Source organism: Bradyrhizobium sp. F1.13.3 (genome assembly GCF_040548265.1).
Classification (GTDB): Bacteria; Pseudomonadota; Alphaproteobacteria; order Rhizobiales; family Xanthobacteraceae; genus Bradyrhizobium.
In genome coordinates, this window is the sequence record NZ_JBEPRI010000009.1 from 282,001 (window position 1) to 297,787 (window position 15,787).

A 15,787-nucleotide genomic window follows, 5' to 3' on the forward strand; every position below is an offset into this window, starting at 1 on the left:
ATGATGCTGGTTTAGGATTGAGCGGCGGCAAGCTGTTCCGCCATCAGGCGATGCAGCATGTTGATCGCCTTGAGCGGCCGCACCATCACCTTGAAATGCGTGATGCGTCCGTCGCCGTCGAAACTGATGATGTCGACGCCGTTGATCTCGATGCCGTCGATGATGGTCTTGAATTCGAGCACGGCGCCGCTCTCACTCTTCCATTCGCCTACGTAGGTGAAGCCGGGACCGCCGAGCACCTTCTCGGCGCTGGCCAGATATTTGAAGGTGATGTCGCGTCCACGCTGCGGCGAGTGCACGACGGGGCTTTCGAAGATGGCGTCGGGATGGAGCAGGTCCCAGAGCGCTGCCCGGTCATGCGACTTCATGTAGCCGTACCAGGAATCGAGGCCGGTCATTCTCGGGTGCCTCCCTAAAGGCCAGGGGAACTAAAGGCTTCTACAAAAAGCGCGAAAACAACCCCATGCACAGTAGCGACAAGGTTGATTCTACTAGTGTTTTTGGGGCGGTGTTTGCCCTCGTTCTTGAGTCACCTCATATGCACATTGACGCATATGCGCCGATGCGCATAAAGTCAAGCCAATTGGTTAAGGTCGAGAACAGGAGGACCGGTCATGGCCTTGGGCGACGCAATCCTCGCATGCCTGACGGAACGTCCGATGACGGGCTACGAGCTCGCCAAGACATTCGATTCCTCGATCGGCTTCTTTTGGAAGGCCGACCACCAGCAGATCTACCGCGAGCTGTCCAAGCTGCGCGACCGCGGCTACATCCAGGGCCGCGAGGTCGTGCAGTCAGGCAAACCCAATAAGCTGATCTATACGCTCACTCCGGAGGGCCGAACAGCGCTGCGGCACTGGGCCGCGCGGCCGAGCACGCCCCCCTCCATCAAGGACGACCTCCTGGTGCGGCTGCATGCGCTGGACAGCATCGGCCTCGAGCCGATGCGCACCGACCTGATGGCCCGGCTCGAGCACCACCGCGACCGCCACGAGAACTACGAGCGCATCCTGAAGAAGCGCTTTCCGGAAGGGGCGGCGTCGGGCGTTCTCGACCTCGGTAACCTGCTGCTGCTTCAGCTCGGCGCCCGGCACGAGCAGATGGTGGCCGATTTCTGCGAAGAGGCACTCGAGGCCCTGTCGGCGATGAGCGCAAGCGGCACCGTGGTGCCGCTTGAGGAAGGCAAGCGCGAGGGCAAGGGCTGAGGGGGACGAGCCCGACCGTTATGCGTGCTGCTGCCACCCTCGCCGCCGTCATCGCCCGCGCACGCGGGCGATCCAGTACGCCGCGGCGCCTCGCTCCTAGCCGCGCTGCCTCGGAGTACTGGATGCCCCGCCTTCGCGGGGCATGACACCGTTATTTTGGCGAGCGGACGTGCGCCACAACGATCGCCTCCCATTCCCCCCGCCGCCCAACTTTAAGACACCGTCAACGGGTTCCTTAACCCGTTATTTACCGTAACAGACAAAAGTCGGTTTTCGAGGCAGACGACCCGCGCCAAATCCGATTGTCTTTGCAACCGGCACGCGAGGGAAGACTGGAGGCGCCGGGTGGGGCGCCGGAGTCGGAACCGGACAGAGTCATGAATTCGCGCGTATCGTGGAGTGTTGACGGCATCGATCCATCCGTCCGGGAGCGGGCCGAAGCTGCTGCGCGTCGCGCCGGCATGTCACTCAACGATTGGCTGAACTCCACGCTCGGCGAGACCGCCCCGCCGAACTTTCGCGGACTTTACGACCAGCGTCCCCAAGCCCAGCACGTTCCGAGCCAAGTCCCGAGTCACGTCCCGAGTCACGTGCCGAGCCAGGAAAGCCGCGAAGTCGCAGACATCCACCAGCGGCTCGACGCCATCACCCAGCAGATCGAACGAATTTCAAAGCCCGCGCCACGGCAAGATTCTTCGCGACAAGATACTCCGCGGCAAGACGTCTCGCGCGAGCAGGGCGTTGCGCGCCAGCTCAACGACGCGATCTCGCGGCTCGATGCAAGGCTGTCGCAAATTTCGAAGCCGCAGCAGGCTCCGGCACCGCGACAGGCCCCCGTCGAAACGCGCCAGCGCCAAGCCGATGCGGTCGAGCGCGCGGCAGCACAGGTCTATCGCAGCTCACCACCCCTGAGCCCCGCTTCGTTCGACGTCGCAGTCGCCGAGATCACGGCACGGCAGAGCGAGCTCGACGGCTTTACGCCCAGGCAGATGCCGCCGCGCGCCGCGCCGCCGATCGCGCCTGCCGCAGCTCCTTACGCGCCTCCGATGGCGCCGCCCGCGCCTGCCTACGCTCCGCCGCCACCGCAGCCGGGGCCGGATTTCTCTGCGCTCGAGCGCCATCTGCTCAAGATCACGAGTCAGATCGAATCGCTCCAGCGCCCTGACAATACCGAGCAGGCGATCAACACCTTCCGCAGCGAGCTTGCGGAGATCCGCAACGCCATCACCGAGGCGATGCCGCGCCGCGCGATCGAATCGATCGAGAACGAGATCCGCTCGCTGCATCGGCGCATCGACGAGACCCGCTCCAACGGCACCGACGGTCAGGTCCTGTCCGGCATCGAGCACGCGCTGTCCGAAATCAAGCAGGTGCTCCGCACGCTGACGCCGGCCGAGCAGCTCACCGGCTATGACGAGGCGATCCGCAATCTCGGCGCCAAGCTCGATCTGATCCTGCGCGCCAATGACGATCCCTCGACGGTCCGCCAGCTCGAGGGCGCGATCTCGGCGCTACGCGGCATCGTCTCCAACGTCGCCTCCAACGAAGCGCTGGCACGGCTCTCGGACGATGTGCAGCTGCTCTCGTCCAAGGTCGACCAGGTTACCCGTGCGTCCGGCCAAGGCGACAGTTTTGCGGTGCTGGAGCAGCGCATCGCGGCGCTCACCGCGGCTTTGGAGACGCGCGAGCGCCCCCAGCCATCCGAAAGCAGCGAGCATCTCGAAAGCGCGATCCGCGCCCTGTCCGACCGTTTCGATCGCATGCAGGTCGGCAACGACTCGGCTTCGACCTTTGCTCATCTTGAACAGCGGGTCTCGTATCTGCTGGAGCGGCTCGAGGCCGCCTCCGATCCGCGCAACGGCAATTTCAGCCGCGTCGAGGACGGGTTGCACGACATTCTGCGGCACCTGGAGCGGCAGCAGGCGACCTATTCCGCGCTGGCCGAGAGCCGCAACTCCACGCCGCCCGCCGAGTCCGGCATGGTCGATCTCGTCAAGCGCGAGCTCTCCGACATCCGCTTCAGCCAGGCCGAGACCAACCGGACCACCCAGGATTCGCTGGAGGCCGTCCACAACGCACTTGGCCACGTCGTCGATCGTCTCTCGATGATCGAGGGCGATCTTCGCAATGTGCGCACCGCGCCGCCCGCCCCCGCGCCGCAGCCGATGCCGATGCCGATGGCCGCTCCCATGGCTCCCGCGCCGATGGCGCACGAGCCGCGGCCGCAGCAACAGCAGCACCCGAAATACGATCCGAAGCCCGAGCTGCCCAATCCGGCCGCCGCGCAGGCGGCGCAAGCCGCCTTCGCCGCCGCGCCGCGCGAATTCCATGCCGCCGCGCCCGCAGCGCCGCCGCCGATGCCGATGCCGATGGCACCGCCGGTTCCGCCACGCGCGATCAGCGAAATCCTGGAGCCGCATACGGCGTCCACGCGCGCCGCGCTTGCGCCCGAACTGCCGCCGGATCATCCGCTCGAGCCGGGCACAAGGCCGGGTGCACGTATCGCCACGCCGTCCGAGCGCATTGCTGCGTCCGAAAGTGCAATCAGCGAGATCCCGGCAGCGCCCAAGGAGCCGGTGTCGTCGTCGAGCTTCATTGCTGCCGCTCGCCGCGCTGCCCAGGCCGCCGCCGCGCAGCCGCCTGAGAAGCCGGCCCGTGGTGCCAAGGCTGCAATCGCTCGCGCCAAGGACAAGGGCCAGGAAGGTGGCTCGACCATCACCTCGAAGATCCGCTCGCTGCTGGTTGGCGCGAGCGTGGTCGTGATCGTGCTCGGCACCTTCAAAATGGCGATGAACCTGCTCGATGGCAGCAGCGCGCCGCCGGCGCCGCAGGCGATGGAGAATACGTCGAGCGAGCCCGCGCCGCGAGCCCCGCCGCCGGTTGAGAACAAGCCCGCCGCGCCAGAGCAGGTCACGCCCTCGATGACCTCGCCGACGCCGATCGGAAAGCAGTCGCAGAACAATGCCGCGCCGGGGTCCGTGACGAGCCCGAGCGGCACCGCTTCGGTCGAAATCCCGCAAACCGCGGCGCCAACCCCGCCTGCGGCCTCCAGCGACGTCACCGGCGCGCTGTCGGGCACTAGCCGCGCGAAACTCGCGACGATCCAGGTGCCGCCGAGCGAAAAGCTGCCTGACGGCATCGGTGGCCCCGGCTTGCGCTCCGCCGCGATGAAGGGCGATGCGACCGCGGCCTACGAGATCGGTGTGCGCTTTGCCGAGGGCAAGGGCGTGGCCGCGAATTACGACGAAGCCGCCAAATGGTACGACCGCGCGGCGCAGGCCGGTGTGGTGCCCGCGACCTTCCGCCTCGGGACACTCTACGAGAAGGGTCTCGGCGTGAAGAAGGACGCCGATATCGCCCGCCGCTACTACACGCAAGCAGCCGAGCGCGGCAACGCCAAGGCGATGCACAATCTCGCGGTGCTCGACGCCGACGGCGGCGGACGCGGCGCTAACTACAAGAGCGCGGCACTGTGGTTCCGGAAGGCCGCCGATCGCGGCGTCGCCGACAGCCAGTTCAACCTCGGCATCCTCTATGCCCGCGGCATCGGCGTGGAGCAGAACCTCGCCGAGTCCTACAAATGGTTCACCCTCGCCGCCGCCCAAGGCGATGCGGACGCTGCAACCAAGCGCGACGACGTCGCCAAGCGGCTCGACCCGCAATCGCTCGCGGCGGCCAAGCTCGCGATCCAGACCTTCAGCGCCGAGCCGCAGCCCGACGACGCGGTCAACGTTGCGGCCCCGAACGGCGGCTGGGACAGCGCGCCGCAGGCCAACGCGAAGCCTGCGCCGAAGCCGGTTGCCGCCAAGCGCGCGGCGTCGGCGGTGCGCTGAGCGGTTTAGTACGCTTTCTCCTCTTGTCGTCGCCGGCTTGACCGGGCGACCCAGTATTCCAGAGACGCCGGTTGGATACGGAGAAGCTGCGGCGTACTGGATGCCCCGGTCAAGCCGGGGCATGACGGCGGAGAAGGTGGCGGAATGCTCGGCTCGCAGCGAAGCCGTGATCTGATCTCTCTTGCCCATTCACCACACCCGAAATTCCTGATCCCTCCCGCCACCGAATTCCGCTATTGAGGGACGCGGGAATCGTTCTGCCCTCCTGCGAGCATTCCGCGCAATCGATCCGTCTCGCCGGAATCGTGGTCCCTCGATGCAGCTCTATCTCCCGATCGCCGACCTTCCGGTCAACGTCTTCCTCGTGCTGGCGATGGGCGCGGCGGTCGGCTTCGTCTCAGGCATGTTCGGGATCGGCGGCGGCTTCCTGATGACGCCGCTGTTGATCTTCATCGGCATCACGCCGGCGGTCGCGGTCGCCTCGGTCGCGAGCCACATCGCCGCCTCGTCCTTTTCCGGCGCGCTCGCCTATTGGCGGCGACGCGCGATCGACCCGGCGCTGGCGAGCGTGCTATTGTGCGGCGGCGTGACCGGGACGGCGCTGGGCGTGTGGACCTTCACGCAGCTACGCGCGCTCGGTCAGCTCGATCTGATGATCGCACTGTCCTACGTCGTGCTGCTCACCACCGTCGGCAGCCTGATGTTCTCCGAAGGCCTGCGCGCCCTGATGCGAACCCGGCGCGGCGCGGTGCCGCCACGACGTACCCATAACTGGATCCATGGCCTGCCGCTGAAGATGCGGTTCAAGCGTTCGAAGATCTATCTCTCGGTGATTCCGGTCGTGATCGTCGGCATCCTGATCGGCTTCATCGGCGCCATCATGGGCATCGGCGGCGGCTTCATCCTGGTGCCGATCATGATCTATCTGCTGCGGGTGCCGACCTCGACGGTGATCGGCACCTCGATGGTCCTGACGCTGGTCACGATGCTGTTTGCGACCCTGCTGCATGCGGTGACCAATCATTTGGTCGACGCCGTGCTGGCGCTGATCCTGATGGTCGGCGGCGTCACCGGCGCCCAATTCGGCGCACGCGCCGGCCAGAAGATCCGCGGCGAACAGTTGCGACTGCTGCTCGGCCTCTTGATCCTCTCGGTCGGTGTTCGCTTCGCGATCGAGCTGGTGATCAGGCCCGAAGACCTCTTCACCATCCGCGAGCTGGGGGTGAACGGATGATGCGCACAGCTCTCGCGGTCCTGATCGTTGTGCTGCTCGGCTCCGTCGCACGCGCCGAGCGGCTGATCGTGTCGGTCTCCAATCATCGCGTCACGGTGACGCCGAACTATTCCGGCGAGGAGCTGGTGCTGTTCGGCTCGGTCGAGAAGGACGCCTCCACGCCCGTCGACCGCAAGAGCTACGATCTCGTCGTCACCGTGATGGGCCCGCGCGCCGACATGGTGACGCGGCGCAAGGAGCGCACTTTCGGGATCTGGATCAACACCGACTACCGCCAGTTCCTGGAGGTGCCGAGCTATCTCGCGCTGTTCGCCAATCGCTCCTTCGCGGCGATCACCTCGCCCGAGATCGCGCGGCGCCAGCAGATCGGGCTCAACAACGTGCTGCTGACCCAACGCGTCAGCGGCGACTATGCCGACGTGGTCCCGAACGACGCGTTCCGCTCCGCCTTCATCCGCCTGCGCACCCAGCGCGGTCTCTACCGCGAGGATCCGAGCGCGGTGACGTTCCTGACACCGACATTGTTCCGCACCGGCATTCCACTGCCGGCGGAGGTGCCGATCGGCACCTATGAGGTGGAGATCAAGCTGTTTGCCGACGGCGCGTTCATCGGCAAGACCGAGACCGCGTTCGAGATCGTCAAGGTCGGCTTCGAGCAGTTCGTCGCGACGACGGCGCGGCAGAACGGGCTGATCTACGGCCTCGTCACCGCCGCGATGGCGCTGATGACGGGCTGGATGGCCTCGATCGTGTTTCGGAAGGATTGAGGGGGCAACGCTCTCTCCTCTCGTCGTCGCCCGGCTTGACCGGGCGACCCAGTATTCCAGAGGCCTGCATTAGCGACTCGCTCTCACAATTAACGCCGCGGCGTACTGGATGCCCCGGTCAAGCCGGGGCATGACAGTTGAGGCTACGGCGCCTGCACCACCGTCGGCACGCCGGGCTCCAGCAATCGCAACCGGGTCCCGAAGCCGAGCACATCAAATGTCTTGCGCAGGTCCTCGCTGTTCTGGCGGAAATGTGCCCAACCTTCCGTATGCACCGGCACGATCATCGCATCGGGGAAGGCGCGTGCGGTCTCGATGGTGTCGTTGGTGTCCATGGTGAGATGGAACGGCCCGCGCGTTTGCGCGGCGCCGGCGAACGGCATCACCACGCCGCATTTGAAGCGGCGCGCGACCTCGGCGACGCCGTCGAACCAGGTGGTGTCGCCGCTGATATAGACCGAGGTTGTATCCTTACGGCTCGACGACACCACGAAGCCGATGACGTCGCCTGACAGCGGCTCGATGCCGGCCGGGCCGTGACGCGCGGGCGTGGCGGTGATCGTCAGCGAGTTGCCGTCACGATCTTTCAGATGCGCCGTGCCCCAGGGTGCAAGGCCCTCGACGTGGCCGCCCAGGCGCTTGGCGCCGGCCTCAGTCGTCAGCGCGCGCTTCGCTTTGAGCAGATAGTCGCGGCCGGAATTGTCGAGATTGTCCGAATGCTGGTCATGGCTGAGCAGGACCGCATCGATCGGGCCGATCGCATCGGCCTTCAGCGCGGGTCCAATCGTCTTCTCCAGCTTTACGTGCGGCAGTTGATAGGCGCCCGGCGCATCGAAGGTCGGGTCGGTGAGCAGGCGAAAGCCATCGATCTCGATCAGCGCAGTGGGACCGCCGATCAGGGTGATGGAAATGGGCATGATGGACTCCTGTTACGAGACGGATTTGGCGGGCCGCGTCACCAGATAGATGCCGAGTGCGACCGGGATGATGCCGAGTAGATCGCGCGCCTCGACATGCTCGCCGAGCACGAGGTACGCGAACAGCATGCCGAGCGGCGGCATCAGAAAATGATAGGCACTGGCAGCCGTCGCGCCACACACTTTCAGGAGATGAAACCAGAGCCAGTACGCCATGATCGAGCCGCCGAGCACGAGGAAGGCGAAGGCGCCGACCAGGCCCGGCGTGAAGTCGATGGCATGAAAATCGGCGAAGGTCAGCGCCACAGGCGTCAGCACGATGCCGGCGGCGAGATTCTGCACGCCATTGCCGATCCACAGCGAGCCTTTCGGGGCGAGCAACTTGAACAAAATGGTGCCGGCGACGAGGGAGGCGAGCGAGACCAGCGTGAACACGATACCGTGCAGCGAGTCGGTGCCGACCGACAGCCGGTGCCAGACGATCAAGGTCACGCCGATGATGCCGAGCAGGAGGCCGCTCGCCTTGCGCCACGTCATGCCTTCGCCGAGCAGCAGCGCGGCGAGGCCCGCCGTGAACACCGGATTGGCCGATACGATCAGGCCGCCGAGGCCGGCGGAGACCGATTGCAGACCGGTGTAGCCAAGCCCGAGATAGAGCGCGTTGTTGGCGACGCCGAGCATGGCGAAGATCGCGGCATCGCGCCACGACAGCGACCAGTCGTCACCGCGGACCAGCGTGGCACCGAGGATCAAGATGCCGGCGAGCGAGAAGCGCGCGGCGAGCAGGATCAGCGGCGGGCAATGGGTCACGCCGATCTTGCCGGCGACGAAGGCGTAGCTCCAGAGCAGGCAGAACAGGCCGATCGCAAGCGGAAGCGTGTTGAAGCGGCTGCGCGGAACGGCAAGCGAGGGGGCGAGCGACATGAGGGCATTCTCCTGAGCCCTCGATCTAGGGAGCCGGCTTGTCATTTGGAAATTAAATGATTAACTTCTAATCAGTGGATTTTCGAATGGAGAAGCCCATGCTCGATCTGGAGCTCCTGCGCAGCTTCGTCTCGGTGGTCGATGCCGGCGGCTTCACCCGCGCGGGCGAGCGCGTCCATCGCACCCAATCGACCGTCAGCCAGCAGATCAAGCGGCTGGAGGAGGATGTCGGCCAGGTGCTGCTGCATCGCGACGGCAAGGATGTTCGCCCGACCGAAGCCGGCGAGCGGCTGCTGTCCTATGCGCGGCGGCTGTTGTCGCTCGCGGAGGAGGCGCGCGACGTGCTGCGCCAGCCCGACGGCGAAGGCGCGATCCGGCTCGGCATCCCCGAGGACTTTGCGGCCTATCGGCTGGCGAAACTGCTCGGCGCGTTCTCGCGCTCGCATCCGGCCCTGCGGCTCGATGTGCGCGCCGACCAGAGCAAGCATCTCGCCCGCGACCTCGATCGCGGCGAGCTCGACCTCGCATTGTTCAAGCGCGCGGCCGGTGAGAAGGGCGCGATTGCGGTGTGGCCGGAGCAGGTGCACTGGGTCACCAGCAAGAGCCACCCGATCCAAGCCGATGTCGCTTCCGTGCCGTTGATCGGCTTTCCGCTCGGTTGCCTATACCGCGCCGGCGCCATCCACGCGCTGGAAAGTGCGGGCCGGCCTTGGCACATGTCCTATACCTCATCGAGCCTGGCCGGCATCCAGGCCGCGGTCGCCGCCGGCATGGGCTTGAGCATCCTGTCGGAGATGGCGATCCAGGCCGATCACCGCGTGCTGACCGCGAAGGACGGCTTTGCGCCGATCAACCGGACCGAGGTGGCATTGATGGCCGCGCCGGGCGCAAGTCCCGCGACGCTGCGGCTCGCCGATCGGCTGGCAGAGTTCTGCGACGACGTGCAGGCGAAGGCGGCATGATCTTGCCGGATGCGTAGGGTGGATTAGCCGAAGGCGTAATCCACCGCTTCTGCCTTAGCGGAAATTAAAGAGGTGGGTTACGCTTCGCTAACCCACCCTACGAAGCGTGAGCCCTAATAACACCGCGACGCGGCAATTGCATGGACGCGGCGGTCGCCGAGCAGGTGCGCTACAAAACCGTTCTTTGGAAATATTTTCGCAAACGCCGCGTCGCGGATGCTGAGGCCGCCGGCGTAGGCGCCGAAGGCGGGCATCACGGCGCGATCGCCGTCACAGGCGAAACAGCGGCGCTCCATCGAACGGCCGCGCGCGGAGACGCGGGCCTTGGGATGGAGATGGCCAGCGATCTCGCCGCTCGCGCCGGTCGGCTCATGGCGGAAGGTGATCGGGCCGATCGCGACTTCGTCGGCGACGGTGCCGCCGAGATCACGCGGCAGCGCCGGATCGTGATTGCCTGAGATCCAGATCCAGTCGCGGCCGGCCTGCAAGGCGGCGACCGCGTCGCGATCCTCCGCCGACAAACGTCCATGCGCGGTGCGATCGTGAAAACTGTCGCCGAGCGCGATGACAATCCGGGGATTATGGCGGGAGATGACAGCAGCGAGACGACCGAGCGTCGCGATGGTGTCGTAAGGCGGCAGCAGCACACCGCGCATGGCGAAGCTGGAACCTTTTTCCAGATGCAGATCGGAGACGACGAGCAGGCGCTGCTCTTCCCAGAACAGCGCGCCGGAAAGATCGGCCGCGAACGTCACGCTGCTGATGCTGACATTCGAAACGCGCATGTCCTCGATATCCTCTGAAACCAGCGCGCCTGCCGTCACGTCAAAACCTGCTGTTATCCCATCGCCTCTTTGACGAGCTCGTCGGCGGCCTCCGCCAACAGCTCGTCTCCCGCTTCGCCATAGACTGACTCGCGGCCGATTTCCAGCATCACGGGGACCGCGAGCGGCGAGACGCGGTCGAGTTCCCGATGCGTGATGCGGCCTTGGATGCGGGTGAGCATGTCGCTGAGACGGCGCAGATCGAGCAGGCCGGTGGCGGCATCGGCCCGCGCTGCACGCAACAGCACGTGATCGGCCTGGTGTTTTCGCAGGACGTCGTAGACCAGATCGGTCGAGAACAGCACCTGGCGGCGGCTCTTCTCCTCGCCGGTGTGCCGGCGCGCGATCAGGCCGGAGATGATCGCGCAATTGCGGAACGTGCGCTTCATCAGAGCGGATTCGGCAAGCCAGGCCTCGAGATCGTCGCCGAGCATGTCGGGATCGAACAGCGTGTCGAGGTCGATCCTGCCATCCCGGATCATGAAGGACAGGTCGCCGAGCGCCCAGACCGCGATCGCATATTCGTTGGCGACGAAGCCGAGCGGCCGGGCGCGGGCACGCTCCAGCCGGCGCGTCAACAGCATGCCGAGCGTCTGATGCGCGAGGCGACCTTCGAAGGGATAGCAGACGATGTAATGCTTGTTGGCCCGCGGAAAACTCTCGACCAGCAGCTCGCGCACGGCCGGCACGCGCGAGACGTCCTTTTGCAGCGACAGCCAGTCGCGCACCTGCTCCGGGAGGGCGACCCACGCGCGCCCGTCATCGAGCAGGCGGCGGACCCGTTCGGCAAGATAGGTCGAGAGCGGAAACTTGCCGCCCATATAGGACGGCACTTTCGGGTCCTTGTCGTTGGCGCGCGAGACGTAGACCTGGTCCTCGACCAGGGTCTCGTAGCGCACCACCTCGCCTGAGAACACGAAGGTGTCGCCGGGCGAGAGGCCCTCGATGAAGGCTTCCTCGATCTCGCCGAGCAGCCGGCCACCGCGCGCGATCACGCCTGTCGACCCCGCACCTCCGCCGCGCGATCGCACCAGCCGCACCTTCAGCATGTCGTCCTCGACGATGGTGCCGACATTCATCCGGTAGCTCTGCCGCACCTTGGGATTGGCGACGCGCCAACGCCCCTCCTTGTCCTGCTTGATGCGCGCGAAGCGCTCGTAGGTCTTCAGCGCGTAACCGCCGGAGGCGACGAAATCGACCACGTCGTCGAAATCCTGCCGCGTGAGATCGGCGTAGGGTGCGGCGGTGCGCACCTCGTCGTAGAGTTCGTCGGAGAAAAACGGCTCGCCGCAGGCACAGCCGAGCACGTGCTGGGCCAGCACGTCGAGTGCACCGATCCGCAGCGGCGGCGTGTCCTGCGCATTCTCCGCGATGGCGTCGATCGCGACGCGGCACTCCAGCACCTCGAAGCGGTTCGCCGGCACCAGCACCGCGCGCGAGGCTTCGTCGAGCCGGTGATTGGCGCGGCCGATGCGCTGCATCAGGCGCGAGGAACCCTTGGGCGCGCCGATATTGACGACGAGATCGACATCGCCCCAGTCGACGCCGAGATCGAGCGAGGAGGTGCAGACCACGCCGCGCAGTTTGCCCGCCGACATCGCGTCCTCGACCTTGCGGCGCTGGGCGACGTCGAGCGAACCGTGATGCAGCGCGATGGCAAGGTTGTCGTCGTTCATGCTCCAGAGATTCTGGAACAGCATCTCGGCCTGGCTGCGGGTGTTGACGAACACCAGCGTGGTCTTGTTCGCCTTGATCAGCTCGTAGATCTCGGGAAGCGCATGGCGCGCACTGTGGCCGGCCCAGGGCAGGCGCTCGCGCGTGTCCATCATCTCGACCAGCGGCGGCGCGGCACCGCCGGCAATGACGATGTCGGCCGCCGCTTCCTTGCCGCCGGGCTGCGGCACCAGGAAGCGCGCCAGCGATTCAGGCTCGGCCACGGTCGCCGACAGGCCGATGGCGCGCAGCTGCGGCGCCAATCGCCACAGCCGCGCGAGCCCAAGGGAGAGAAGATCGCCGCGCTTGGACGTCACCAGCGCATGCAGCTCGTCGAGCACGATGCGCTTCAGCGACGAGAACAGGAACGGCGCGTCGTCGGAGGACAGCAGCAGCGCGAGTTGTTCGGGCGTCGTCAGCAAAATGTCCGGCGGATAACGCCGCTGCCGCTGCCGCCGCGATGTTGGTGTATCGCCGGTGCGGGTCTCGATCTTGATCGGCAGCGCCATCTCGACGACGGGACGCTCGAGGTTGCGCGCGATATCGACCGCGAGCGCCTTGAGCGGCGAGATGTAGAGGGTGTGCAGGCCACCGGTGCGTTGCAGGCTGCGGCCGGTGGAGATCACGGATTTCGCCGAAGCTTTGGGCGCAGAACTCAGCTCCACCAGCGTCGGCAGAAATCCCGCCAGCGTCTTGCCGGCGCCGGTGGGCGCGATCAGCAATGCGGAACGGTCCTCGCGCGCTTTCTCCAGCAGCGCCAATTGATGCGCGCGCGGCGACCAGCCGCGGGCCGCGAACCACGCCTGGAAGTGGTCGGGCAGCAGCGCGGCAGGCTCGGCCGGGATTTTGCGGATGCGGGGCGGCACGGCATCACAGGTAAGCCGTGGGGGTGGGTTCGTCGAGGGGGTTACGCGAACGATGAGCGAGATACCGCCGTTCCCTCTCCCCTTGTGGGAGAGGGTGGATCGCCGCGAAGCGGCGAGACGGGTGAGGGGTATCTCTCCGCGAAAGAGCATCGTTCGAGTACGCGGAGAAGGACCCCTCATCCGGCGCTTCGCGCCACCTTCTCCCACAAGGGGAGAAGGACGAAAGCGCGCCTACTCCGACATCGGCTTGTCGGAGATGTCCCAGTCCTTGCCGGTGAAGGTGGAGATGAAGAGCGTCTTCATCGGCGTGTAGTCGTCCGGCGTGTAGTCGTATGTGACGCCGTCCAGGAAATAGGGCGAGTGGAAGCCTTTGAGGTTGGAGGCCTGCTTCAGCACGTTGGCGCGGGTGAGCTCGTCGCCGCAGCGGCGCAGGATCTCGCCCATGGTGACGGCCTGGCCGTAGCCGGCGAAGGCGATGGTGTTGTCCTGATCGATCGCCGGCGTGTACTTCTTGCGCAGCTCCTCGAACGCCATCACGTCGGGGTCCTTCTCCCATTTGGGCAGGCCGACCTCCTTGTTGTAACGGATGGCGACGATGCCGGCGGCGTTCTCGAGGCCCGCGGCATTGAGGATAGAGCGGCCGGTCGAGCCGGCCGACAACAGCTGCAGCGGCTTCCAGCCGAGCTCGGCCACTTTCCGGATCGACTGCGACGACGCCTTGCCGGTGGAGATGTTGTAGAAGACGTCCGCACCCGACTTCGAGAGGTTGATGAGCTGGGAATCGACCGTCGGATCGGTCAGATCGTAGGTCTGCTCCATGATCACCTTTGCGGTGCCGCCGGCGTCTTCCAGAACCTTCTTGAAGGGGCCGAGGAAGTCGCGGCCGAAATCGTCGTTCTGGTAGAGGATGCCGACCTTCGCGTTCGGCTTCACGCTGACGACGTGCCGCGCCAGGATGCGCGCCTCGGTCGGATAGAGCGGCAGGCCCGCCATCGTCCATTTGAACTCTTTCGGGTTATTCCACTTCGACGCGCCGGTGTTGAGCAGCAGCTGCGGCACGCCCTTGGAGTTCAGGTATTTGTGCACGGCGGTCTGCGGCGCGGTGCCGAGCGAGCCATAGAGCGCGAGCACTTCCTCCTGCTCGACCAGGCGCCGCGTCGCCTCGACGCATTTCGGCGCGCTGTAGGCATCGTCCATGGTGAGGAATTTGACCTTGCGTCCGTTGATGCCGCCCTTTTCGTTCAGCATCTGGAAATAGGCTTCGCCGACGCGCCCGAGCACGCCGTAGAGCGAGCCGGGGCCGGAATGCGGCACGGTCTGCCCGATCTTGATCTCGGTGTCGCTGGCGCCGGCATCGTATTTCTTCTCCGCGGCCCAGACGGAGGGCGCGGGCAAGGTGGATGCCGCGATGGTCGCGAGCGCGGCGGCGCTGAAATCGCGCCGCGATGGATTCCTGGTCATTGTTTGTTTCTCCCTAGCCAGGACATTGTGCTGGCATCGCGGCACGTGTCGCAAGTGGGAAGTCGCCGCTTTGCGACGCAATGACGCTTAATGCGCCGCGTATAGCGCCTAAACTCAAGTTTTCTCGGCGACAACGACGAGGCCGCGCACCGGCTCGTTGTTCTCGATGCGTGGCGAGGCCTGCTCCAACGTGAGGAGCTTGAGGCCGGCCTGTGCCATCGCATCGCGCACATATTCCGCCGAATGGGCATAGCGCAGGCCTTCGCCGAGAACGATGCCGCTGCCGCTGCCGTCATGGGTCTCCAGCGTGAACGCAAGCACGCCACCGGGCGCGAGCACGCGCGCGGCTTCGCCGAGCACCGGGGCGAGATCGGGGAGATAGACGAACGCATCGGCAGCGACGACGAGGTTCGCGCTCGCCTCGCTCCTGCTGCGCAGGCCTTCGATCATGTCGGCGACTTCGAGCTCGGCATAGAGGCCGGTTGCGCGCGCCTCCTTGACCATGCCGGGCGACAGATCGATGCCGATGAACTGGTCGACCTGTTTTGCGAAGGCGGCCGCCGCCAGCCCCGTACCGCAGCCGAGATCGATGGCGCGCTTAAACAGGGCGGGCTTCTTCGCGGCGACGCGGGCAGCCACGACCGCCTTGAAGATCAGCGACGGCGCGCGATAGCCGAGATCGTTGATCAGCACGTGCTCGAAGCGCGGCGCGTATTGATCGAACAAGGCCTGCACATAGGCCTTCGGCATCTCGGACAATTGCGCGTCGCCGAGGCGTATCAGATGCAAATGGGCGCCATGCTGATCGCTCGGGTCGGCCTCGCGCGATTTGCGAAAGGCCGCAATGGCCTTGTCGCGCTCGCCGAGTTGCGCGCGGATTTCGCCGAGCGTGAACCAGGCCGAGGTGAAATTCGGCGCAAGCTCGATCGTCTGCTCCAGCAGGTCGGCGGCGGCCGCGAGATCGCCCTTGAGCTGGAGGTCGCGCGCGAACTCGAAGCGGCGGTCGGCCATGAGATCGCCGGAGGTCAGGAACAGGCGCAGGGGCATTGGGGAACCAGGGAACGAAGCGGTGATGACTCGA

At 65.9% G+C, this 15,787-nt stretch carries 12 protein-coding genes; 5 read left to right on the plus strand and 7 right to left on the minus strand.

Features of this window, described 5'->3' with window-relative positions; genetic code table 11:
• Window positions 1-11: 11 nt before the first annotated feature.
• Window positions 12-398, minus strand: a complete 387-nt coding sequence (locus ABIB66_RS24830; RefSeq protein WP_354063570.1) for a nuclear transport factor 2 family protein — start codon at window positions 396-398, stop codon at window positions 12-14.
• Between the two features lie 216 nt (window positions 399-614).
• Here ABIB66_RS24830 and ABIB66_RS24835 point away from each other — a divergent pair, with 216 nt between their 5' ends.
• The 4 genes from ABIB66_RS24835 to ABIB66_RS24850 all read left to right on the plus strand — a co-directional run bounded on the left by ABIB66_RS24835 (window position 615) and on the right by ABIB66_RS24850 (window position 7,039).
• On the plus strand, window positions 615-1,205 hold the full coding sequence (locus tag ABIB66_RS24835; protein WP_354207586.1) for a PadR family transcriptional regulator: 591 nt from the start codon (window positions 615-617) through the stop codon (window positions 1,203-1,205).
• A 377-nt stretch (window positions 1,206-1,582) separates the two neighbouring features.
• Window positions 1,583-5,038: a hypothetical protein gene (locus tag ABIB66_RS24840; RefSeq protein WP_354255974.1), complete on the plus strand. Its 3,456-nt coding sequence runs from the start codon at window positions 1,583-1,585 to the stop codon at window positions 5,036-5,038.
• A gap of 316 nt (window positions 5,039-5,354) precedes the next feature.
• Window positions 5,355-6,272: a sulfite exporter TauE/SafE family protein gene (locus tag ABIB66_RS24845; protein WP_275174587.1), complete on the plus strand. Its 918-nt coding sequence runs from the start codon at window positions 5,355-5,357 to the stop codon at window positions 6,270-6,272.
• Window positions 6,269-7,039, plus strand: coding sequence for a TIGR02186 family protein (locus ABIB66_RS24850; RefSeq protein WP_354207582.1), 771 nt, complete (start codon window positions 6,269-6,271; stop codon window positions 7,037-7,039). The genes ABIB66_RS24845 and ABIB66_RS24850 overlap by 4 nt, the downstream gene beginning before the upstream one ends.
• 143 nt (window positions 7,040-7,182) lie before the next feature.
• On the opposite strand, the gene ABIB66_RS24855 is transcribed toward ABIB66_RS24850, so the two are convergent.
• Window positions 7,183-7,956, minus strand: coding sequence for an MBL fold metallo-hydrolase (locus ABIB66_RS24855; protein ID WP_354207580.1), 774 nt, complete (start codon window positions 7,954-7,956; stop codon window positions 7,183-7,185).
• 12 nt (window positions 7,957-7,968) lie between these two features.
• On the minus strand, window positions 7,969-8,880 hold the full coding sequence (locus ABIB66_RS24860) for a DMT family transporter (protein WP_354063560.1): 912 nt from the start codon (window positions 8,878-8,880) through the stop codon (window positions 7,969-7,971).
• Between the two features lie 98 nt (window positions 8,881-8,978).
• Here ABIB66_RS24860 and ABIB66_RS24865 point away from each other — a divergent pair, with 98 nt between their 5' ends.
• Window positions 8,979-9,842: a LysR substrate-binding domain-containing protein gene (locus ABIB66_RS24865; protein ID WP_275174604.1), complete on the plus strand. Its 864-nt coding sequence runs from the start codon at window positions 8,979-8,981 to the stop codon at window positions 9,840-9,842.
• Between the two features lie 113 nt (window positions 9,843-9,955).
• On the opposite strand, the gene pdeM is transcribed toward ABIB66_RS24865, so the two are convergent.
• From pdeM to ABIB66_RS24885, 4 genes are all read right to left on the minus strand, one after another.
• The gene (gene pdeM, locus ABIB66_RS24870) at window positions 9,956-10,627 is read right to left on the minus strand and encodes a ligase-associated DNA damage response endonuclease PdeM (protein ID WP_354207577.1); all 672 of its coding nucleotides are present in this window, start codon (window positions 10,625-10,627) and stop codon (window positions 9,956-9,958) included.
• Window positions 10,628-10,680: 53 nt separating this feature from the next.
• Window positions 10,681-13,245 (minus strand): ligase-associated DNA damage response DEXH box helicase, encoded by a 2,565-nt coding sequence (locus ABIB66_RS24875; protein ID WP_354207575.1) that lies wholly within the window; start codon window positions 13,243-13,245, stop codon window positions 10,681-10,683.
• 231 nt (window positions 13,246-13,476) lie between these two features.
• Window positions 13,477-14,706, minus strand: coding sequence for an ABC transporter substrate-binding protein (locus tag ABIB66_RS24880; protein ID WP_275174593.1), 1,230 nt, complete (start codon window positions 14,704-14,706; stop codon window positions 13,477-13,479).
• Window positions 14,707-14,820: 114 nt separating this feature from the next.
• Window positions 14,821-15,753 carry a methyltransferase domain-containing protein gene (locus ABIB66_RS24885; protein ID WP_354255977.1) on the minus strand — a complete coding sequence of 311 codons (933 nt, stop codon included), beginning with the start codon at window positions 15,751-15,753 and terminating at the stop codon, window positions 14,821-14,823.
• Between the last annotated feature and the right edge of the window lie 34 nt (window positions 15,754-15,787).